The 22318-nt window shown below is 67.5% G+C and carries 18 protein-coding genes and 1 riboswitch; of the genes, 8 read left to right on the forward strand and 10 right to left on the reverse strand.

All coding sequences use genetic code 11. From position 1 onward, the window contains the following. Window positions 1–8: 8 nt before the first annotated feature. The 8 genes from OG959_RS09405 to OG959_RS09440 form a co-directional block, all read right to left on the reverse strand. A complete protein-coding gene (locus OG959_RS09405; RefSeq protein WP_326657748.1) occupies window positions 9–1307 on the reverse strand; it encodes an ABC transporter ATP-binding protein in 1299 nt (432 codons plus the stop codon). Beyond that, on the reverse strand, window positions 1304–2392 hold the full coding sequence (locus OG959_RS09410; protein WP_326657749.1) for an ABC transporter ATP-binding protein: 1089 nt from the start codon (window positions 2390–2392) through the stop codon (window positions 1304–1306). The genes OG959_RS09405 and OG959_RS09410 overlap by 4 nt, the downstream gene beginning before the upstream one ends. Then, complete coding sequence (locus OG959_RS09415) at window positions 2389–3378, reverse strand: ABC transporter permease (protein ID WP_326666302.1); 990 nt, start codon at window positions 3376–3378, stop codon at window positions 2389–2391. Before OG959_RS09415 ends, OG959_RS09410 begins: the two co-directional genes overlap by 4 nt. A gap of 90 nt (window positions 3379–3468) precedes the next feature. Further along, a complete protein-coding gene (locus OG959_RS09420) occupies window positions 3469–5229 on the reverse strand; it encodes an ABC transporter substrate-binding protein (protein WP_326657750.1) in 1761 nt (586 codons plus the stop codon). A gap of 44 nt (window positions 5230–5273) precedes the next feature. Then, window positions 5274–6266, reverse strand: coding sequence for an ABC transporter permease (locus OG959_RS09425; protein ID WP_326657751.1), 993 nt, complete (start codon window positions 6264–6266; stop codon window positions 5274–5276). 394 nt (window positions 6267–6660) lie between these two features. Next, complete coding sequence (locus OG959_RS09430) at window positions 6661–7467, reverse strand: enhanced serine sensitivity protein SseB C-terminal domain-containing protein (protein WP_326657752.1); 807 nt, start codon at window positions 7465–7467, stop codon at window positions 6661–6663. Between the two features lie 173 nt (window positions 7468–7640). Beyond that, on the reverse strand, window positions 7641–8411 hold the full coding sequence (locus tag OG959_RS09435; protein WP_326657753.1) for an enhanced serine sensitivity protein SseB: 771 nt from the start codon (window positions 8409–8411) through the stop codon (window positions 7641–7643). Window positions 8412–8514: 103 nt separating this feature from the next. After that, window positions 8515–9201, reverse strand: a complete 687-nt coding sequence (locus tag OG959_RS09440) for an AAA family ATPase (protein WP_326657754.1) — start codon at window positions 9199–9201, stop codon at window positions 8515–8517. Window positions 9202–9370: 169 nt separating this feature from the next. Then, a riboswitch (glycine riboswitch) is annotated at window positions 9371–9463 on the forward strand. 142 nt (window positions 9464–9605) lie between these two features. On the opposite strand from OG959_RS09440, the gene gcvT reads away from it, so the two are divergent. From gcvT to OG959_RS09465, 5 genes are all read left to right on the forward strand, one after another. Beyond that, window positions 9606–10721: a glycine cleavage system aminomethyltransferase GcvT gene (gcvT, locus tag OG959_RS09445; protein WP_326657755.1), complete on the forward strand. Its 1116-nt coding sequence runs from the start codon at window positions 9606–9608 to the stop codon at window positions 10719–10721. Window positions 10722–10823: 102 nt separating this feature from the next. Next, window positions 10824–11201, forward strand: coding sequence for a glycine cleavage system protein GcvH (gene gcvH / locus OG959_RS09450; protein ID WP_148020931.1), 378 nt, complete (start codon window positions 10824–10826; stop codon window positions 11199–11201). Between the two features lie 19 nt (window positions 11202–11220). Continuing rightward, window positions 11221–12495 (forward strand): serine hydroxymethyltransferase, encoded by a 1275-nt coding sequence (gene glyA, locus OG959_RS09455; protein ID WP_326657756.1) that lies wholly within the window; start codon window positions 11221–11223, stop codon window positions 12493–12495. Between the two features lie 168 nt (window positions 12496–12663). Next, entirely contained in the window at window positions 12664–14046 is a 1383-nt protein-coding gene (locus tag OG959_RS09460; protein ID WP_148020929.1) for an L-serine ammonia-lyase, read from the forward strand. Window positions 14047–14799: 753 nt separating this feature from the next. Then, a complete protein-coding gene (locus OG959_RS09465; protein WP_148020928.1) occupies window positions 14800–15693 on the forward strand; it encodes a hypothetical protein in 894 nt (297 codons plus the stop codon). 725 nt (window positions 15694–16418) lie between these two features. Here OG959_RS09465 and OG959_RS09470 read toward each other — a convergent pair. Then, window positions 16419–17633 (reverse strand): IS110 family transposase, encoded by a 1215-nt coding sequence (locus OG959_RS09470; RefSeq protein ID WP_326657757.1) that lies wholly within the window; start codon window positions 17631–17633, stop codon window positions 16419–16421. A 532-nt stretch (window positions 17634–18165) separates the two neighbouring features. Here OG959_RS09470 and OG959_RS09475 point away from each other — a divergent pair. After that, complete coding sequence (locus OG959_RS09475) at window positions 18166–18534, forward strand: BlaI/MecI/CopY family transcriptional regulator (RefSeq protein ID WP_148020927.1); 369 nt, start codon at window positions 18166–18168, stop codon at window positions 18532–18534. After that, window positions 18531–19460 (forward strand): M56 family metallopeptidase, encoded by a 930-nt coding sequence (locus tag OG959_RS09480; RefSeq protein ID WP_442805554.1) that lies wholly within the window; start codon window positions 18531–18533, stop codon window positions 19458–19460. Before OG959_RS09475 ends, OG959_RS09480 begins: the two co-directional genes overlap by 4 nt. Before the next feature lie 40 nt (window positions 19461–19500). On the opposite strand, the gene OG959_RS09485 is transcribed toward OG959_RS09480, so the two are convergent. After that, window positions 19501–20538 carry a C40 family peptidase gene (locus OG959_RS09485; RefSeq protein ID WP_148020925.1) on the reverse strand — a complete coding sequence of 346 codons (1038 nt, stop codon included), beginning with the start codon at window positions 20536–20538 and terminating at the stop codon, window positions 19501–19503. Between the two features lie 1031 nt (window positions 20539–21569). On the opposite strand from OG959_RS09485, the gene OG959_RS09490 reads away from it, so the two are divergent. After that, window positions 21570–22295: a DUF1775 domain-containing protein gene (locus tag OG959_RS09490; protein WP_326657759.1), complete on the forward strand. Its 726-nt coding sequence runs from the start codon at window positions 21570–21572 to the stop codon at window positions 22293–22295. Window positions 22296–22318: the final 23 nt, after the last annotated feature.

Below are 22318 nucleotides of genomic sequence, written 5' to 3' on the forward strand. Positions count from 1 at the left end.
TGCCGGTCCTACTCCTTGGGGCTGTCCTCGGAGGCTTCCGAGGGTGTCGCGGCGGAACCCTTGTCGCCGGGCTCGCCGTCGCCGTCCCCGTCGGGGGCGGTCTCGGCGGGCTCCTCCGGCGCGGAGGCCTCCGCGGGCGTCCCGGGGTCCGCGGCCTCCTCGGCCACCGCGCCCGCGCCGTCCGCCTCCGCGACCGGGGCCGTCGTGGCGGCCGGCTTCACCGTGATGACGTCCGCGACGAGCGGAGCGTCCCCGGGTGCCAAGTCCTCACCGTTCTCCGGGTGGTGGCAGGCCACCTGGTGTCCGGTCTTCAGCTGGAGCAGCGGCGGCTCGGTCGTCCCGCAGATCTTCGTGGCCTTCCAGCACCGGGTGTGGAACCGGCAGCCGGTCGGCGGCGAGATCGGAGACGGCACATCGCCCTTGAGCAGGATCCGGTCGCTCTTGGCACCGCGCCGACGCGGATCCGGCACGGGCACCGCGGACATCAGCGCCTTCGTGTACGGGTGCATCGGCGCTTCGTACAGCGACTTGCGGTCCGCGAGCTCGACGATCTTGCCCAGGTACATGACCGCGATCCGGTCCGAGACGTGACGGATCACCGAGAGGTCGTGCGCGATGATCATGTACGTGAGCCCGAGCTCGTCCTGGAGGTCGTCCAGCAGGTTCACCACCTGCGCCTGGATCGACACGTCCAGCGCCGAGACCGGCTCGTCCGCGACGACCAGCTTCGGCTTCAGCGCGAGCGCCCGGGCGATGCCGATGCGCTGGCGCTGGCCGCCGGAGAACTCGTGCGGGTAGCGGTTGTAGTGCTCGGGGTTGAGCCCGACCAGCTCCAGGAGCCGCTGGACCTCCGCCTTCACGCCGCCCTGGGGCTTGACGCCCTGGAGCCGGAAGGGGGTGCCGACGATGCCGCCGACCGTGTGGCGCGGGTTCAGCGAGCCGTACGGGTCCTGGAAGATCATCTGGATGTCGCGGCGCATCGGCCGGAGCTTCCCCGCGGACATGTGGGTGATGTCGCGGCCCTGGAACTCGACCCGGCCACCCGTCGGCTCCAGGAGCCGGGTCACCAGCCGGCCCATGGTCGACTTGCCGCAGCCCGACTCACCGACGACGCCCAGGGTCTCCCCGGGGCGCACGTCGAAGGACAGCCCGTCCACGGCCTGGACCGCGCCGACCTTGCGCTTCAGCACGCCCTTGGTGATCGGGAAGTGCTTGACCAGGCCGTCGACCTTGAGGAGCGGCTCGGGACCGGACCCGTCCGACCCGGCCGCGGCGGGCGCGGGAGTCTTCTTGTTCAGCTCAGTCACAGCTTCGGCGCAATCTCTTCGGTCCAGATCCGTTCGCGCTGCTCGCGCGACATATGGCACGCGGAGTAGTGCCCGTCGCTGACCTGCTGCAGCTCCGGACGCTCGGTACGGGTGATGTTGTCGGGCGGCACGTCGGCGTACGGGCAGCGCGGGTGGAAGGCGCAGCCCGACGGGACGTTGATGAGACTGGGCGGCGATCCCTTGACCGGGATGAGCCGCTCGGTCTGCTCACGGTCGATCCGGGGCATCGAGCCGAGCAGACCCCAGGTGTACGGGTGCTGGGGCTCGTAGAACACCTTCTCGGCGGTGCCGCGCTCGATGCACCGTCCCGCGTACATCACGAGCAGGCTGTCCGCGATCTCGGCGACCACACCGAGGTCGTGGGTGATCATGACGACCGCCGAGCCGAACTCCTTCTGCAGGTCGCGGATGAGGTCGAGGATCTGCGCCTGGACGGTGACGTCGAGGGCGGTCGTCGGCTCGTCGGCGATGAGCAGCTGCGGGTTGTTGACCAGGGCCATCGCGATCATCGCGCGCTGGCGCATACCGCCGGAGAACTGGTGCGGGTAGTCCTCGTACCGGCGGTGCGGCTCGGGGATGCCGACGCGGTCGAGCATCTCGATCGCGCGCTTCTTCGCGGTCTTCTTGTCGACCTTGTTGTGGACCCGGTGGGCCTCCACGATCTGCGCGCCGATGCTGTAGTACGGGTGCAGGGCGGAGAGCGGGTCCTGGAAGATCATGGCCATCTTCTGGCCGCGCAGCTTCCGTACACGCTCGGGGCCCGAACCGATGAGCTCCTCGCCGTCGAGCCAGATCTCGCCGCCGATCCGGGCGCGCTCCGAGGTGTGCAGGCCCATGATCCCCAGTGAGGTCACGGACTTGCCGGAGCCGGACTCCCCGACGATGCCGAGGGTCTGGCCGGCCTCCAGGTCGAAGCTGACGCCGTCGACGGACTTGACCAGGCCGTCGTCGGTGTCGAAGTGGACGCTGAGGTTGCGTACGGAGAGGAACGCGTGGTCGTCGCCGGACCGCTGAGCCGGTACGGCGTCCGTTGCCTGGGAGTCCTTCTTGGTTGCGCCGCTCATGAGAGCCTCACCCGGGGGTCGATCGCGGCGTACACGAGGTCCACCAGCAGGTTGCAGAGAACGATGAAGAAGGCGGCGACCAGGGTCACGCCCATCACCTTGGGAAGGTCGGCGGTGGTCACGCCCTGGATGGCGAAGGCGCCCAGGCCCTGGAAGGAGAAGACCCGTTCGGTGATGACCGCACCGCCCAGCAGCAGCGCGAAGTCCATACCGAAGATCGTGACCAGCGGGGTGAGCGCGGAGCGCAGCCCGTGTTTGACGACCACCTTGCGTTCCTTGAGGCCCTTGGCCCGCGCGGTTCTGATGTAGTCCTCGCCCATCGTCTCCAGCATCCCGGCCCGGGTGAGCCGGGCGTAGAGCGCGGAGTAGAGCAGGGCGAGTGTGCACCAGGGCAGGACCAGACTGCCCGCCCAGGCGACCGGGTCGTCGGTGAACGGTACGTACTCCCCGTTGCCGAAGAGCGCCAGGACCACCAGGCCGGTGAAGAACATCGGCAGGGAGACACCGGCGAGGGCGACGCCCATGGAGAGGCGGTCGAAGAACGAACCGCGCTTCAGTGCGGAGACGACACCGATCGCGACACCCGACACCACCCAGATGACGGCGGCACCGACGGCCAGCGAGAGCGTGACCGGGATGCGGTCGACGAGCTGCGGCCAGATCTCGGTGTGCGTCTTGAACGAGTACCCGAAGCAGGGCGCGTTACAGGTGACGGGGTCGGGGCCGAACTGGTACTCGGCGCCGACGACGATGCCCTTGATGAAGTGCCAGTACTGGAGATACAGGGGCTGGTCGAGCCCCAGGTTCTTCTTGACCGCTGCGATGACGTCGGGGTCGGGGCTCTTGCCGACGTACTGGGCGGCCATGGAGTCGAGGGTCTGCCCGCCGAGGCGGGGCACCAGGAAGAAGATCGCGAACGTGACTGCGCTGACCACCAGCAGCAGCAACACCGCGGCGAATACGCGTCGGATGATGTACGCAGCCACAGCCGTGCGGCGCCGGGCGGGCGGACGGGTCACGCCCGCCGGCCCGGCGCCTTCACCTGCCTTTCAGGGGATGCTTTTGATGAACAGGTGTTACTTGGTGGACGTCATGAGCACGTAGTCGTACATGCCGAGGTACGCGTCGGTGACGGTCACGTTCGCCGCGGAGTCCGGGCGGTACAGCAGGTTCTTGCGGTAGAAGAGCGGAACGACCGAGGCGTTCTCCAGGACCTTCTGGTCGACCTCGCCCCACGTCGCGTTGCGCGCCGCGGTGTCGACGGTGCCGATGCCCTTGACGAGGAGCTCGTTGATCCCCTTGTCGTTGAGCTCCATCAGGTTCGTGCCACCGGACGGCTTGATGGCCGTACCGTTCACGATCTGGTCGAGGAAGCCGAAGCCGGTCGGCCAGTCGGCACCCCAGGCCATCATCATCATGCCCGCGTTGTTCTTGTGGACCCAGTTCGGGACACCCGCGAAGTCGGTGAAGTACTTGTCCGCCGGGAACTGCTTGATCTCGGCGGTGATACCGATCGCCTTCAGGCTGCCCTGGAGCTGCGTGGCGGCGGTGACCTCGTCAGGACGGTCGGAACGCGCCGTCAGCGTGGTCTTGAAGCCGTCCGGGTGACCGCACTTGGCCAGGTGCTCCTTGGCCTTGGTCGCGTCGCCCTTGCTGCCCTCGCTCGGGTACAGGTCGAACTTCTTGTAACCGGCGACGGTCGGGGGGATGACCGTGCTGGCCGGGTCGCCCTTGACCGAGCCGCCGATCGAGTCGACCATGCTCTGCTTGTCGACGGCGTACTGGACGGCCTTGCGGCACTCGACGTTGTCGAACGGCTTGACGTTGACGTTCAGCGCCAGGTACTGCAGGGCGCCGGCGTACGGGTTGTCCGTCTTCGCCTTCTCCGACGCCTTCACCAGGACCTTGGGCTGGGTCTTGGACTGCAGACCCGTGCCCGCGATGTCCGCGGTGGTGACGTCGTTGAGCAGGTGGTCGTCAACCGTGGTGGGGTTGACATTGAACTTCAGCTCGATCTTGTCCGGCAGCGCCTTGCGGATCGGGTCCGTCTTGGCGTCCCACTCCGGGTTGCGGACGAGCGTCGCGCCCTTGCTCTCGTCGTAGGCCGAGAACTTGTAGGGGCCCGAGGAGACCATCTTCTGCACGTAGCTGGCGCCCGTGTCGGCCTTCTGCTGGATCGGCGCCGTCTGCGAGAAGGCGGCGAGGTAGTCCATGTCGGCGAACGGCTTGCTGAGGTGGAAGACGATCGTCTGGTCGTCCGGGGTCTCGATGGACTTGAGGCCCTCGGCGGACTTGTCCTTGTACGGACCCTTGTACTTGTCGCCGCCATCGAGGTAGGCCTTGAAGTACGTCGGGCCGTTGGACAGGGCCTCCGGCGCGAAGTTGGAGCGCTCGATGGCGTACTTGACGTCCTTCGAGGTGATCTCGGTGCCGTCCTCGAACTTCACGCCCTTGCGGAGCGTGTACGTCCAGGTCTTGGCGTCCGCGCTGGCCTTGCCGAGGCCGGTGGCCAGGTCGGGAACGACCTGCAGGCTGTCCTTGCCGGCGGCCGGCTTGAAGGTCACCAGCGAACGCGCGTACAGGCGGGCGAAGTTCTGCACCCAGCCGTAGTACGTGTTACCGGGGTCCAGGGAGTCCGGGCCACTGGAGTGCTCGTACGTGACCGTCCCCCCCTTCTTGTCGCTCGCGTTGACGATGCTCGACAGGCCGGCGTCCGCCTTGGCGCTGCCGCCGCCACCGCCCTTGCCGCCGCTGTCCGAGTCGCTGCTGCACGCCGAGGCGCCGAGCGACACCGCTACGGCCACCGCTATGGCGGCTGCTGTCTTTCTGTTCTGCATGGTGAGGAAAGCCCCCTCGCTAGTCCAGTGCGGCATTGCCGCGATTACTTGCCACGAGGGTCGAGTGCGTCACGCAGCCCGTCCCCCAGCAGATTGAAGGCCAGCACGGTGATGAAGATCGCCATACCGGGGATGACCATGAACATCGGGTCCACCTCGTAGAGGTCGACCGCCTGGGTGAGCATGCCGCCCCAGGAAGCCTGCGGCGGCGCGATACCCACGCCGAGGAAGGACAGGGACGCCTCGAAGAGGATGTTCGTGGGGATCAGCAGCGTCGCGTACACGAGGATCGGCGCGATCAGGTTGGGCAGCAGCTCGCGGAAGAGGATGAACGGTCCGCGGGCGCCCAGCGACCTGGCCGCCTCGACGAACTCGCGCTCCCGGAGCGACAGGGTCTGCGCGCGGACGATGCGGCCGATGTAGGGCCAGCTGAAGAAGCCGATCACGAAGATCAGGACCGCGATCCGCAGCGTGAGCCCTTCCATCCCGAAGGCGTTGCCCTGGAGGGAGGCGGAGATGGAGATCGCGAAGAGCAGCAGCGGGAAGGCGAGGAAGGTGTCCATCAGCCGGCTGATGACGCTGTCCACCCAGCCGCCGTAGAACCCCGCCACGACACCCATGACGACACCGATGACGACGGACAGCAGCGTGGAGCCGACGGCGACGACGAGGGAGACCCAGGAGCCTTCGAGGATGCGCGCGAGGATGTCGCGGCCGGTCTGCGGCTCGACACCGAGCGGGTGGTCCAGGCTCATCCCGCCGAAGTCGCCCTTGGGCGCCAGCATCACGGGGTCGACCAGGCTCTGGTTGAACGCGTTGGGGTCGAGCCCCAGGAGCGACTGGAGCGGCTTGGACAGCACGGCGGCGAGGATCAGCAGCACGACAACGATGCCACCGGCCATGGCCGCCTTGTCCCGCTTGAAGCGGGTCCAGGCGATACGGCCGAGCGAGCGGCCTTCGATCTCCTTACGGCCTGCGCCTTCCAGCACCGCTTCGGGCTGTGCATCCGCCCTGGTGGTCTCGATAGGTGCCGTCATTGCGCTGGAGACCCCTCTCGGCCGGCGGTGGCCGGCCCATGACCGCCGCTGTAGCGGCTTCTTCATAACCTGAATCGTGCGACGGTGCGCGGCCGTACGGGCCCTGCTCGTGAGTGGGGCGCGAAGGGCATGGAGCACCTGCTCCGTGGAGTCTTCAGCCCTTTTGCGATCACCCGCCAGCCCTGACGGGGAATGTTTGCTCAACCGTGATGCGTTGAGTGATCTTCCGTTATCCGGACAGCTTGATCGAGTGAGCGGACTACTCGGCCGCTAATCCACCAGAACGGACATGACGCCCAACAGGCTCTATTGAGTGGCGATTTGGGCGACCGCTGCGGGCACCTTGTCCAGCCAGGGGCCGTTTGTCCGGTCCTGGGACCGGCCTGAACGGGGCCTAGTAGGCGCGCGGGGCGGGGCCGGGCGCCTGCGGGTATCCGTAACCGGGAGCGACGACCGCGCCCCGGCCGGCCGGGGCGTGCGGCTCGCGGTCGTAGAACGGACGGGAGTTGACGCGCAGCCACATCGCGACCGGGTCGTACTCGTCGGCCATCGCGACGGTGGACACCGGGAGCCCCTCCGGGACCGTGCCGATGGACTGCTGCATCATCGCCCGCACGGTGTCGACGGACGGGCCGCTCGTGTCGTACAGATCGAGACCGATGGCGAGGTACGGGACGCCGAGCGCGGGCTGCACCCAGGCGCGGCGCAGCGAGCGGATCGCGGGGGTGCGGTGGGCGTGCTGCGTGAGCTGCGCGTAGAACTGCGGGATCTCGATGGCGGGTTCGCTGATCCGCAGCGGCCCGGCCGGCATCCGGTCCAGGCCGGTGGCGATCCGGCGCAGGTCCAGCCAGGGGATGCCGACTCCGCCGCCCGGGGCGTGCGGATTCAGCCAGATGCCCCAGCGGTCGGGGAACAGCGCACGGGCGATGTCCCGGCCGCCGACGACCTCGTGGTCGCGGTTCCAGCCGCTGGCGGAGAGCTCCTGGGCCGAGGTGACACAGGGGGCGTAGCCGAGGCCGTCGATCTCCATGTTCCCGTACTGGGCGTCGGGCGAGCCTGCCCGGCCGTGCCAGAGCAGCATCCAGATCCGGTCGGCCGCCAGTGCCTGGAGGAGCGCCTCGTACGCGTCGTAGCGCCCGGGCGTCACTTGGCGCAGCATGTGCTCGACCTGCCCGGCCGCCGCGCTGCCTGCCGCACTCACCCTGGGTCCCGCCCCTCTTCGATCCAACGTCTCGGCTGCCGCTCCCGGGCTCTCGGGGACGGCTCGGTGCCGAGGCACCAGCCATCAAACCAGCTTATGCGTCGGCCCTGACACCGACTTGACTCCGCGGGACCGGGCCGTCGTCCCGCGCCGCCGGTCCCCGTGCCGTACCGCTACTCGGCGGCGCGCTGGTAGAAGGGCCGCACCCGCGCCCGCATCCAGTCGGCGACCGGGTCCTGAGCGACGTCGAGCAGCACCAGGTTGACCGGCCACGGCACCTCGACGCGCCCCAGGGCCCGCCCCAGGGCGTCCATGGGGGCGTTGCGTCCGGCACCGTCCCAGGTGGAGAACTCGATGCCGACGAAGAGGACGGGGTCGCCGCCCTCGATGCTGGCCAGGGCGCGGCGGGCGCTGAGCACGACGCCGCTCTCCTCGAACTCACCGGCCGCGGCGGAGAGGAAGTCGACGGGCTCCTGCTGCCAGTCCGGTTCGTACAGCCGGACCCGGCCGCCACTGGCGGGCCCGTCCAGCACGGTGCGCCCGGCCCGGCAGAGCTCGGCGACGGCGGGCGGCGGCAGCGGCATGCCGACCGCACCGCCCGGGTTCACCGCGATGCCGAGCTGCGGGGGCAGGCCCCGGGCGAACTCGCGCGCGGGGGCCACGGTGAACGACATGTGCGCGCCGACGCAGGTGAGGAACTGGTGTTCGGAGCTGAACACGGGGACGTACGGGGCGCCCTCGACGTCCAGCGTCGGCAGATCCAGGTCGGTGGCGTCCGGCGAGCCACCGTTGGGCAGGGGCACCCAGAGGTGGCTGCGGCCGAGCACCTCCACCAGTCGGCCGCCCGCCTCCGGGCTGCCGAGCGAGGCGCTCAGTACTTCTTCGAGCTCGTTGGCCGGCCATCCGCCCTGCGGATGGGGCCCGGCCGGTGCCGGAATGTCCACTGGTTCCCTCTCTCACCCCATGTCGTGCAGCAAGAGGTTAACGCCGCGGCCCCCGGTACCCGCCAGTCGCACACAGGCTGTCCAGCCATCGGACAGGTCGTTTTCAGGCCTCACTCTGTGCGTCTGCGAATGTGATCCGCGTCAGCAGGCCCGCCGCTTCCCGGTCCAGCAGCACCGCCGAGGCGCAGCCGAGCGGCAGCAGACCCGACTCGGTGTCCCGCAGCAGCCGCCCCACGGCCTTGCGGTGCCGCGCGAACGCGTACCCGGACACTCCGCGTCCGCGCTCGCGCTGCCCTTCCCTCGCCGTCCGCGGGGTGACGTCGAGGAGGACGAGGTGCAGGGTGCGGCCGCGGCGCCTGGCGTCACGGGCCAGCCAGCCGCGCACCCAGGCCTGGGTGCCGCAGTCGTGGACGACGACGGAGGCGCCGGAGCGCAGCACCCGCCACAGCCCCCAGTAGTGGGCGACGCGGACGAGCGGGCGGTAGAGGGCGTACGGAAGTAAGCGGGGCAGCCGGGCCGCCCAGCGGTCCCTGGTGTTCTGGGAGTCGATGGCGTGCTCCGAGACGGCCCGGTCAATGAGCGTCGACTTGCCGCTGCCGGGCAGCCCGGAGACCACCACCACGTCGCCGGCCGCGAAGTGCAGGCCGCGCGGGCTGCGCCCGTCCCGCTGCCGCAGATCCCGTACGACGGGCGCGTGCGGGCCCACGATCTCCCTGGCCGGTACCCCCGGCTGTGCGGGCAGTGCGCCGTGCGCGACCCCCGCGGTCGTCGCGTACCGCTGCAACGTCATCGCCCTCCCCCTGTCGGCTGACCCACACCTGCCCAAGAAGTGTAAAGAAAAGGTAATGCGGCACAACCGTCCGACCCGCCGGATCCCGCAGGAGACCGGCATCGGTACCGGCCCCCCACTCTCCCGCAATGCGTGCGATGATGACCCCGTCAACTGCATAAAGGCCGCTCGAATCCGCGCGGGAGAGTCCCGGCCCCGTGCCGGGCGCCGAAGGAGCAAGATCCTCCCTTGAATCTCTCAGGCCCCGTACCGCGTGGATGAGGCAGATCTGAAAAGCGAGTCGCTCAGCGGCTCCACCCAAGGTGCAAGCCGAACCCCTGCGGGGTCTCTCGGCGAACCTCTCAGGTTCCGATGACAGATGGGGAGGGATCGTCCTCGTCGTCATGCCCTGGGAGCCTTTATCCATGAGCACCGCCCCCCGCCTCACAGCCCTCGATGCCCTGCACCGTTCGCTGGGGGCCACCATGACCGACTTCGCGGGCTGGGACATGCCCCTGCGGTACGCCAGTGAGCGCGACGAGCACAACGCCGTCCGCACGAAGGCCGGGCTCTTCGACCTCTCCCACATGGGCGAGATCACCGTCACCGGCCCCGAGGCCGTCGCGCTGCTGAACTTCGCGCTCGTCGGCAACATCGGCACCGTCTCCGTGGGCCGCGCCCGCTACACGATGATCTGCGCCGAGGACGGCGGCATCCTGGACGACCTGATCGTCTACCGGCTGGGCGAGACCGAGTACATGGTGGTCGCCAACGCGGGCAACGCCCAGATCGTGCTGGACGCCCTGACCGCGCGCGCCGAGGGCTTCGACGCCGAGGTCCGCGACGACCGCGACGCGTACGCGCTGCTCGCCGTCCAGGGCCCCGAGTCCCCCGCCATCCTGGCCGCCGTCACCGACGCCGACCTGGACGGCCTGAAGTACTACGCCGGGCTACCGGGCACGGTCGCCGGGGTTCCCGCGCTCATCGCCCGTACCGGCTACACCGGTGAGGACGGCTTCGAGCTGTTCGTCGCGCCCGGGCACGCCGAGCAGCTGTGGACGGCCCTCACCGAGGCCGGTGCCTCGCGTGGCCTGATCCCGTGCGGGCTCTCCTGCCGCGACACGCTGCGCCTGGAGGCCGGCATGCCGCTGTACGGACACGAGCTGACCACGGCGCTGACGCCGTTCGACGCCGGTCTCGGCCGGGTCGTGAAGTTCGAGAAGGAGGGCGACTTCGTCGGCCGCAAGGCGCTGGAGACCGCCGCGGAGCGCGCCGAGACCGCCCCGCCCCGCAAGCTCGTCGGCCTGGTGGCCGAGGGCCGCCGGGTGCCGCGCGCCGGGTTCTCGGTCGTCGCGGACGGCCGGGTCATCGGCGAGGTCACCTCGGGCGCGCCCTCCCCCACGCTCGGCAAGCCGATCGCCATGGCGTACGTCGACGCCGCGCACGCCACGCCCGGCACCGAGGGCGTCGGCGTGGACATCCGGGGCAGCCACGAGCCGTACGAGGTCGTGGCGCTGCCGTTCTACAAGCGCCAGAAGTAGAACCACGGGGCGCGACAGGCACCGCGTACGTGACGCAGTCCTGTCTCACACCGTAAGACCACCGTTCATCAGCACTCCCCCGCGTACAGGAGAATTCAGGTCATGAGCAACCCCCAGCAGCTGCGGTACAGCAAGGAGCACGAGTGGCTGTCGGCCGTCGAGGACGGTGTGGCCACGATCGGCATCACGGAGTACGCGGCCAACGCGCTCGGTGACGTCGTCTACGCCCAGCTCCCCGAGGTCGGTGACACGGTGACCGCGGGCGAGACCTGCGGCGAGCTGGAGTCGACCAAGTCGGTCAGCGACCTGTACTCGCCGGTGACCGGCGAGGTCACGGCCGCGAACCAGGACGTCGTGGACGACCCGTCCCTGGTGAACTCCGCTCCGTTCGAAGGCGGCTGGCTGTTCAAGGTACGCGTCACGGATGAGCCCGCAGATCTGCTCTCCGCGGACGAGTACACCGCGTTCTCCGGCAACTGAGACCCCAAGGGACCACCTGATGTCGCTTCTGAACTCCTCCCTCCACGAGCTGGACCCGGACGTCGCCGCCGCTGTCGACGCCGAGCTCCACCGTCAGCAGTCCACCCTCGAGATGATCGCCTCGGAGAACTTCGCTCCGGTCGCGGTCATGGAGGCCCAGGGCTCCGTCCTGACCAACAAGTACGCCGAGGGCTACCCCGGCCGCCGCTACTACGGCGGCTGTGAGCACGTCGACGTGGTCGAGCAGATCGCGATCGACCGCATCAAGGCGCTCTTCGGCGCCGAGGCCGCGAACGTGCAGCCGCACTCCGGCGCGCAGGCCAACGCCGCCGCCATGTTCGCGCTGCTGAAGCCGGGCGACACGATCATGGGCCTGAACCTGGCCCACGGCGGTCACCTGACCCACGGCATGAAGATCAACTTCTCCGGCAAGCTCTACAACGTGGTCCCGTACCACGTCGACGACACGGGCGTCGTGGACATGGCCGAGGTCGAGCGCCTCGCCAAGGAGTCCAAGCCGAAGCTGATCGTGGCCGGCTGGTCCGCCTACCCGCGCCAGCTGGACTTCGCCGCCTTCCGCCGCATCGCGGACGAGGTCGGCGCGTACCTGATGGTCGACATGGCGCACTTCGCCGGTCTCGTCGCCGCGGGCCTGCACCCCAACCCGGTGCCGCACGCCCACGTCGTCACCACCACCACGCACAAGACCCTCGGCGGTCCGCGCGGTGGCGTGATCCTCTCCACCCAGGAGCTCGCCAAGAAGATCAACTCGGCGGTCTTCCCGGGTCAGCAGGGCGGTCCGCTGGAGCACGTGATCGCGGCCAAGGCGGTCTCGTTCAAGGTCGCGGCGACCGAGGAGTTCAAGGAGCGCCAGCAGCGCACCCTGGACGGCGCCCGCATCCTGGCCGAGCGCCTGGTGCAGCCGGACGTCACCGAGGTCGGCGTCTCCGTCCTGTCCGGCGGCACCGACGTGCACCTGGTCCTCGTCGACCTGCGCAACTCCGAGCTGGACGGCCAGCAGGCCGAGGACCGGCTCCACGAGCTGGGCATCACGGTCAACCGCAACGCCATCCCCAACGACCCGCGGCCGCCCATGGTCACCTCGGGTCTGCGGATCGGCACGCCGGCGCTCGCCACCCGCGGTTTCCAGACGGCGGACTTCACCGAGGTCGCCGAGATCATCGCGTCGGCGCTGAAGGCGCCCTCTCCCCTTGGGGAGGCTGACGCGGACGACCTGAAGGCCCGCGTCGTCGCGCTCGCCGACAAGTTCCCGCTGTACCCCGGTGTGAAGTAGCCGGACCGGCTCATTTGCACATGGGGGCGGGGCACCGCGCACACTGAACAGTGAGCGCGGTGCCCCATCCCTTGCCCGCGCTTCCTTGTCCCGCTCTTCGGGCCCACCCCCGCCCGTACCGCACCACCCGGCAGACAACGGCGTCTACCAACCCTTAGGAGTCACCCCGTGGCCATCTCGGTCTTCGACCTGTTCTCGATCGGCATCGGCCCGTCCAGCTCCCATACGGTCGGCCCCATGCGCGCGGCCCGTATGTTCGCGCGCCGGCTGAAGAACGAGGGCCTGCTGGCCCACACCGCCTCGATACGCGCCGAACTCTTCGGCTCGCTCGGCGCCACCGGCCACGGCCACGGCACCCCCAAGGCCGTGCTGCTCGGCCTGGAGGGCGAGTCCCCCCGTACCGTCGACGTCGAGACGGCCGACGACCGGGTCGAGGCGATCCGCGCCACCGGGCGGATCAACCTCCTCGGCATGCACGAGATCGCCTTCGACGCCGACAAGCAGCTGGTCCTGCACCGCCGCAAGAGGCTGCCGTACCACGCCAACGGCATGACCGTCTTCGCGTACGACCACGAGGGCGCCCCGCTCCTGGAGAAGACGTACTACTCGGTCGGCGGCGGCTTCGTCGTGGACGAGGACGCGGTGGGCGAGGACCGGATCGTCCCCGACGACACGGCACTCAGGCACCCCTTCCGTACCGGCGACGAGCTGTTGCGGCTCGCGCGGGACACCGGTCTGTCGATCTCCTCCCTGATGCTGGAGAACGAGCGCGCCTGGCGCACCGAGGACGAGATCCGCTCCGGGCTGCTCGACATCTGGCGCGCCATGCAGGCGTGCGTCTCCCGCGGCATGTCCCGCGAGGGCATCCTGCCCGGCGGCCTCAAGGTCCGCCGCCGCGCCGCGAACACCGCCCGCCAGCTGCGCGCCGAGGGCGATCCGCAGACCCACGCGATGGAGTGGATCACCCTCTACGCGATGGCGGTCAACGAGGAGAACGCCGCGGGCGGCCGCGTGGTCACCGCTCCGACGAACGGCGCGGCCGGCATCATCCCGGCGGTACTGCACTACTACATGAACTTCGCGGCAGGCGGCGCCACCGAGGCGGAGAAGGACGACAGCATCGTCCGCTTCCTCCTGGCGGCCGGCGCCATCGGCATGCTGTTCAAGGAGAACGCCTCCATCTCCGGCGCCGAGGTCGGCTGCCAGGGCGAGGTCGGCTCCGCCTGCTCGATGGCCGCGGGCGCCCTCGCCGAGGTCCTGGGCGGCACCCCGGAACAGGTCGAGAACGCCGCGGAGATCGGCATGGAGCACAATCTCGGTCTGACCTGCGACCCGGTCGGCGGCCTCGTCCAGATCCCGTGCATCGAACGCAACGGCATGGCGGCCGTGAAGGCCGTCACCGCGGCGAAGATGGCGCTGCGCGGCGACGGCAGCCACAAGGTCTCCCTCGACAAGGTCATCAAGACCATGAAGGAGACGGGTGCCGACATGAGCGTCAAGTACAAGGAGACCGCCCGCGGCGGGCTCGCGGTGAACATCATCGAGTGCTAGTCGGATAGGCCCTGACCAGCGCGTTTGCTTCTTTCAGCGCTGTCAGGGCCTTCCCTGCCTACGGGGTGGAAAGTCCCTGGAAACCCCCTGGGACAGACGTGAAAGTCCCTGAAAAGTCCCTGGGATGTCCCCGTAGGACTTGGCTGATCGCCGTTGCGGCAGACCAACTTCCAGGCTGATCTGGCGCTCTTACGGCCGACTCAGGTAGTGGTTACATGCCAGGTAGCGAAACCTACGCATGACGAGTTGTCCGGTGTCGCTCCGCGAGCATCCGCCACCGTCCGCCCCTCGCACCCAACGGCTGAACAGGCGCCTACTCGCACCCATGCGGACGGTGGCGGACGCTCCCGGACGGAGCAGGTACCGAGACCACGGTGCTGCTGGTCTCGGCCTCTAACCGCCGTGTCCCAATCGCTACAGGCAGAGAGCTCCAACCCGATTGCTTCTGGAGCCAATAGGGAGGAAAATTGCTCTACTCAAGTGTGGACGTCATGGGGAAGGTGCCGTCTCAGTAGGGTGGGGGACATGGGGACGGATCGTCGCACTTTTGGATCTTGGCGCCTTCGAGGTGGCCGCTACGAACAACAGGGTTTGCCCGTTGAGGTCTTGGCAGAGTTCGCCAGGTATGAGCGTCTCGTGGTCGACGTGGCACGCGGGTTGTACAAGCAGCGACACGCCACGCGACAGAGGGTTCCTAGGGGTTTCGCGTCCTCTTTCTCTCTCCGCCTTTCGGACATCCAGGCCGGAAGCGTGGTGCCCATTCTTGAGCGTGCCACCAATGAGACTGACACCCTCTTCGATGAGGACTCAGGCATCTTCGACGAGGCACGAATCCTAATTCAAGACACTTTGCGCTCCATCCAGTCCGGATCCGGCATTCCGCGGACCTTCCCGCCGCACGCACTTCGCGAATTCTCACGCTTCGGACGCAGCTTGCAGGATGACGAATCAATCGTCTTCGACAGTGGCAGCCCATCCGAAGTGATCTACTCGCAATCAGTCCGCCGATTGATTCACGAGAAGGCGCGCCTTGAGCGATTCGAGATTGAAACGCTCATCGCAGGGCAGGTCATCGGAGTAAACGCAGAAAAGGGCACATTCGACTTCCGCCTATCTAGCGGGAAACAGGTACTGGGGCGCTTCTCCTCCGACGACATCGTCGTGGACCTTAAGCAATACCTAGATCGATCAACAATGGCCCCCACTGTCGCCGTTAACGCCGTAGCAATTCAGTCACTAGATGGCGACTATATCGAGATTCAGGACATTCTGTCGATCGAACCGGTTCTGCCGCCTGAGTGGTCAGAACGTCTCCTGACATTGCAGACTCTCGAAAATGGCTGGCTCGATGGCATCGGCAAGGAAGTGAGCAGAAAGCTACTGCGCCAAGTCGAATCCATTCTTCTTGAACTCCTTGATGCACAGGTCGAGCGCCCATACATTTATCCGACCGAGGAGGGTGGGGTCCAGCTAGAGTGGCCTTTCACCCGAGGCGAGGTCACGCTAGTAATTCTCCCAGAAGAAAAGGTGGACGTATATGCCTTTTCGAAGGAAGACGACACCGACAGCACTAAGACGTTCCACTGGCGGAACCTAGAAAGCATCACAGAATTCGTGACCGGGGGGATCACCCAGTATGGCGACTGACGGCCCAAATCTTCGGCCCGGCGAGCTTGAAATATCGACCCAGGACGAGAAACTTTGGCGCCAAGTGAATCCTAGCTGGGTCCATGACGGCCGGGTCAGTAGCCAACTCTTTCGACCCACACCTAAGGATACCGGTGAAGTATCGGTGACAAGGTCTTCATTGGTCACCCCTGAAGCAGCGCACCACCATCACACCGGGACGCTGGGTTACGCGTCGGTCGGCGTTTTCTGTGTAGAGGTAGGCGAAGTTAACGAAGCGGGCCTAAGAGTCATTGACGATGCCCAAATCGATGACGGAGAAACCCGCCCACCTGCCCATGCGTACGTCGATTACAAACTGATTGATTCGAAGAAACTCCAACAGAGGCGCGCCAGCGTTCTTCGCGATAAAGCCGAAAAGCACGGGTGGCAATACGGACCCATGAAGCATTAGAACTTCAAGGGCGCTGGTTCGCCATACAGAAAGCGGAGATCGGGACAAACGTGTGGGAGACCCGCGAGGCTGCCCGGGCCGACGTTTTCCGCTATGTCGAGGTCGAGTACAACCGCAGCCGCCTCCGTCTGCACCCTCGACTACGGGTACGTCACCCCGCTCGAGACGAGAGCCTTGCTCAGGCAGGACCTCGCCCCGCCAGCGCAAGCACCCGCTGTCCGGCTCGCGGGGGGGGGTGTCTCTATGTCCTTCGTCAAGGACGTGGTGCCTGGTTTGCGTGTGGTTGGGGTGGTCAGGCGGCGAGGGTGATGGTGGGGGTTCTGGATTCGTAGAAGGTGCCGTCTCGGAGCATGGCGAAAAGCACGCTGATGCGTTGGCGGGCGAGTCGCAGGAGTGCCTGGGTGTGCGTTTTACCGCGGGCTCTTTGCCGGTCGTAGTAGGCGCGTGATGCCGGGTCGGCGTTCATGCAGGCGAAGGCGGAGAGGAACATCGCGCGTTTGAGCTGCCGGTTTCCGCCGCGTGGTGCGTGTTCGCCGTGGATCGAGGTTCCCGACGATTTCGTCGTGGGAGCGAGGCCGGCGTAGGCGGCGAGGTGGGCGGCACTTGGAAAGCCGGTGCCGTCGCCGACGGTGACCAGCAGGACGGCGGCGGTCCTGACGCCGACGCCCGGCATCGAGGTCAGGACCTGGTGAAGAGGGTGGGCCTCCAGCAGGGTGCTGATCTGGGCTTCGAGTGCCTTGCGTTGGTCGTGGACGGCTGCGAGCGAGGCGGCCAGGGACGGGATCACGATGTCGAGGGTGCCCGTGCCGGGAACGATGACGGTCTGCTCGTCGAGGGCGTCGAAGACGTCATCGATCAGCCTCTGTGCCATCCGCGGAGCCTTGGGCCGGATCAGCTCGACGAGCCGGCGGCGGCCGGCTTTCCTCAAAGCGGCCGGGGATCCGTGGCGCTCAAGGAGCCAGGTGACGGCGGGGTGATCCAGCCGCGGGCCGAGCACGCGCTCGAGGCTGGGGTGGAACTGGGTGAGCAGGCCGCGTATCCGGTTGCTGGTGCGGGTGGCCTCGGCGGCGAGGTCCTGGTCGAAGCCGGTCAGCACCGTGAGCTCGGCGGTGATCTCGTCGGTCAGCTCCAGCGAACGCAGGATGTGCGGCATCGTCCGGGCCGCGTCCGCAATCACCGCCGCGTCCTTCGCATCCGTTTTCGCCTCGCCCGGATACAGATCGGCGATCCGCCGCATGGCAAGTCCGGGCAGGTAGGCGACCTCGCAGCCCGCGTCCCGGGCGACGGTCAGCGGCAGAGCCCCGATCGATGCGGGCTGGTCGACGATCACCAGCACGGTGCCGAACTTGGCCTTGAGCTTGTCGAAGGCGGCCCGCAGTTTCGGTTCGCTGTTGGGCATCGGCTTGTCGAAGATCTTCTTGCCCGCCGGAGTCAGGCCGTGGCCATGATGGGCGGACTTGCCGACGTCCATCCCGAGGAAGACGCCCACGCCATCGGTGTCTAACATCGCACCCTTCCCAGGTGGTTGCTCCTGCCGGCCTCGGCAATGGCACCGTGCTCGCGCATCCACGTTATGCAGACCTGCCGCCCGCGTACTGCCCGGCATTGCGCCGGACCGGGCGGTGGCCGGGTCTCTCATCAGCGTCTCCGACGGCACCCCACGGACCCGGCGACACCACCCCCCAGGTCATCTGTTCGACAGAGGGGACACAGTCATACCGGGCCCGGAGGCCAGCGGCCCCATTGCAGGACCGCGAAAAACATAACGGGGGGGGAACTCCGCCCGCGCCCTGCTCACCGCTTGGGCCACCGCCTGCAAAGCATGCGCCGACGAATGCTCCTCGCACGCCGGCGCAAGGCGAAGCCGCCTCCGTGCTGGTGGATGTCGTCGCGGGTGCGGTCCCCTGCCCGAGTCTGGACACTGCAGGCTCAGGATGACTGGTGTTGGGGGTGGGGACTGGCCGTGGCACGCAGGAAGGTTAGGACAGCGTCCTAGTATTGCGGGACGGTGAGACTGTGGCAGCAGGAAAGGCTTGAGTATGCGGCGGCTGGGAGATCTCGAAGCCGAGATCATGGACTGCCTCTGGACATGGGGCAGACCCGCCACGGTCCGAGAGGTGGTTGATTCGATCAACGCGCGACGCCCCGCCGCTTACACCACCGTGATGACGGTCACCACAATCCTCTACAACAAGGGTTGGCTCACGCGCGAGAAGCAGGGGCGCGCTTGGCTCTACACGCCGGTGCGTAGCAGGGAGGCGTACTCGGCTGCACTGATGGAAGATGCTCTGGGTGCCAGTGAGGACCGGTCGGTGGCCTTGGCTCACTTCGTCCGCGGCATGTCCGATGACGAGGTATCCGCTCTGCGCGATGCCCTTCGCGCCGCCGGACACGACCTCACCCCGTGAACGCAGCGCCTGCCCTGTTGGGTTACGCCGCAGCGGTCGGGACGCTTGCTCCGCGCATCATGGCGCGCAGCAGCTGGCCGCACAGGGCTCCGGCTCTGGCCGTGACCGTCTGGCTGACGCTCGCCTGCTCGTTCTCGCTTTGCCTTGCGCTGGGTGCCCTCCATCTGGCAAGTCCCCATACGCACCTTCACGGCATCATCTACACATGCCGAGTCGCGCTGGGCATTGATGCGCCGAGCTCAACCAGGGCCAACTACGCGGGCTACGTAGGGGCGGGAGCTGTGGGTGCCGCTCTGGTGGTCACCTTCACCATCTGCGTACGGCGCGCTCGGGCTATCCGCAAGCGGCACAGAAGAGTGCTGGACCTGGTAGGTCGCCGGTCGGCGGTATTGGGAGCCACTGTGCTGGAGCACGCCGCACCGACGGCTTACTGCCTTCCCGGATACCGACCCAGGATCGTCGTCAGCAGGGGCGCTGTCGAGCTCCTCTCCAGCAAGCAACTCGGCGCGGTTCTTGAGCATGAGCGGGCGCACATCGCCGGCCGGCACCACTTGCTCCTAGCGGCTTCCCAAGCCTTCGCCGCCGTCTTTCGCGGGCTCCCGCTCGCCTCTGTGATGCGGGAGCAAATTCCGCTCCTGCTGGAGATGATTGCCGACGACCGGGCGCTTCGCAGGACAGGACGTATCGTGCTGGCTACCGCCATGTACGAGATGGCCACCGCCAGCGTCCCGGACGGTGCGCTAGGGGTCGGAGGTCATGGCGTCGCGGTCAGACTCCAGCGCATTCTCATTCCAGTCCCGAGCGCAAACCTGGCCATGCTTTGCTGCATCGCGACGGCCGCGATGGTGGTGCCGCTACTTCCCGTGCTCGTCGCTTGCCCTCCGAGCCTCGCCCTGAGCACCACCTTCGCGCTTCTGCCTCTGTAGCCCGGCTGCGTCAATCCTGCTGTCCGCGCCGACCCGATCGTCAGATGCGTACGCCCCACATGAACGGCATGCCGCTCCGCGCGATGGACTCGTAGCGCACCTGGGCGCCCGGTTTGGGAGAGTGCAGAATTTGTCCGTTGCCGGCATAGAAGCCGACGTGGCTCAGGTCGGTCCGCATGATGATCAGATCGCCAGGCTTCAACGCACTCAATGAGTTGATCCTTGTACCGACCCCGGCCTGAGCCTGCGAAGTCCGCGGGATAGAGACGCCCGCCTGCTGGAAGGCCCATGAAGTCAAACCGCTGCAGTCGAAGGAAGAGGGGCCCGTGGCGCCCCACACGTACGGCAGGCCGACTCGGCTCTGGGCGGCGCTGAACGCCGAAGCGGCGCGCTGCGAGCCACTGGCCTCGTTGCCCAACTCCGTGCGCTCGCTCGACCGGTTCGCTCGCTCTTCGTCCTCGGCGATCTTTGCACGCTCTTTGGCTGTCAAGCTGTTGAGCAGCTGCCGCGCCTTCGCCAACTTGCCCTGGATTTCCTTCTTCTTTACACCCAGCTCCGTACGGGTACTGCCCAGATCCTTGACCTTTGCCATGGCTTGCGTGCGTTGCTGCTGCAACTCGCGCTGTTGCTTCGCGTAGCGTTGCCATGCGGAGAGTTGATGCGCGCCGAGACGGTCCAGCGCTGCCGCCCCTTCGAGGAACTCATCAGGGTCCGACGACAGCAGCAGTTGCACGGACGGGTCGAGCCCGCCACTGCGGTACTGAGCGGAAGCAATTGCACCCAGTTGATTCCGGAGTGTGTTGAGGCCACTCTGTTTGCGGGCTGCGGCGCTTTGCAGGTCTTTGACCTGCTTGTCCAGCTGCTCGGCCCTTTCTTTAGCCCCGTTGTACTTCTCTGTTGCCTGCGTGGCCTCTTCATACAGGCGGTCAATTTGCGCCTGTACGCCCTTCTTGGACGGGTCGGGCAGCGGATCGGCTGATGCAGTCTGCGCCGAGAAGGCAACGGCGGCAGCCGCAGTCGCGGTGAGCGCGGTCGTATACGCGTGACTGGCCTGCTTGGGACGACGGTGGGACGCCACGGAGTCTGACTCCTACTTCCTGGGTCGCGGGCCGCGGGACGTTCTGTTGCCCTGCGGTCCGTTTCGGGAGACACGGTGCGGCAGCGCCTTCGCCGTCACCCCGAGCGGGCGACCGGTCAACGAAGGGCACTCGGAGACTAAGTTACTTAGTTACTTAGTTTCAACTGCAGCGAGTGCCGTACTGCGCAGACAGGGAAGCCGGGCCGCCACCGACCGAAGGACGGCGACGCGGCCACCGGTCGGTCGAATGAGCGCACTCGAGTGCGGCACTTCTCAGGGGGCGGAGACCGCAAGCGAGGTTTCCGGGGATGATGGGCGCGGCATGGACAGGCTCAGAGAAACGACGAACCAGAAGAAGACTTCGAGCATGTGGCGAGGGGGTCGGTGGATCCGGGCTGCTGTGTTCACGGCGATCAGCAGCGTCCTCGCGGTCGTGGGACATCACCTGGTCGCCGAGAGTGCTGTCCCCTGGTTGAAACTGCTCGCCGCAGCGGCTGCCGTGTTCGCCGTATCCGCAATGTCGGCAGGTACGCCTCGCTCGTGGTGGCTGGTGGCTGCGGCAACCGGTTGCGCCCAGGCGTTGCTGCACGCGGCATTGGCCAGTTCAGCCCCTGTCATGGGCAGGCAGCACGAAATGCACACCATGTCAGGCTCCGGATACTCGGCTCATCACAGTCCGTTCGTGATGACGTCGGTGCATTGGCTGGCTGCTGTAGCGGTGGCGGTGCTGATGTATCGCGCGGATCAGGCTCTGAGCAAGCTTCCACAGACTGCCAGCAGATGGACACGGACCGCGATCGCTGCCCTTGCTGCCGCACTGGGGCCTTTGGGGCCGCAGCCACTGCGCACAGCGGCTGCCCTGCCCGCGCAATGCCCCTTGCCGGCCAGACCGGGGAAGTCTGCATTGCAGGTGGTCCTGTGTCACGCCGTGGTCCGCAGGGGCCCGCCATGGGTGCGGCTGTAGACGCTGCCAATCCATAGCGGGCTGCTCACCGACGGCCGGCCCCACCTGCACGAGAAGAGTTTCATTCATGGCGAACACATCACGTACCTGCCGCAGCCTTTGCCGGATAGGGATTGCGGCGACAGTCACCGCTGCTGTCCTTGCGGCGGGGGCGGGTACTGCCGCTGCCCACGCCGAAGTCAGCGCTTCTGACGCCCGCGCTCTGGCGGAGAACGTCACGCTTACGTTTACCTCGGAGGCGGAGTCGGACGCTGCGGGAATCAAGGAGCTGCGGGTCGTGCTGCCCGCAGGCATCGCTCCGGACGCTGTGTCGCTGAAGGAGGCCCCCAAGGGCTGGGCGCTCAGCACCACAGACGACGGGTACACCGTGGGCGGCACAGCACTGACTGCGGGGACGGACGCCGAGCACAGCATCACGGTTCGGCAGCTGCCCGACGCGAAGTCGCTGGCGTTCAAGACCATTGAGACGTACAGCGACGGCAAGGTCTCCCGTTGGATCGAGGTGCCCAGCAACGGTCAGAAGGTGGAGAACCCCGCCCCGGTCCTGGAACTGAAGGCGGCGGCCCCGGGAGCCAAAGCGATTGCGCCAAGTCCTTCGCCGACGCCGAGTGCCAGCACGCCGTCACCGGCAGCGTCCACTCCGGCGACCGAGTCATCGCCTTCCGCACAGCCTGAAAGCAAGAAGAGCTCTGGCAGTAATACCGGCCTGTTGGTTGGGCTGATCGCGGCCGCGCTGGTCGCGGTCGCCGGGGCAACTGTGTGGTGGACGCGCCGCAACCGCAGCCGGGCGTAGGCACCCAGCGTGCTGGTGCGCAG

This window comes from Streptomyces sp. NBC_00385 (assembly GCF_035917155.1).
Lineage (GTDB): Bacteria > Actinomycetota > Actinomycetes > Streptomycetales > Streptomycetaceae > Streptomyces > Streptomyces poriferorum.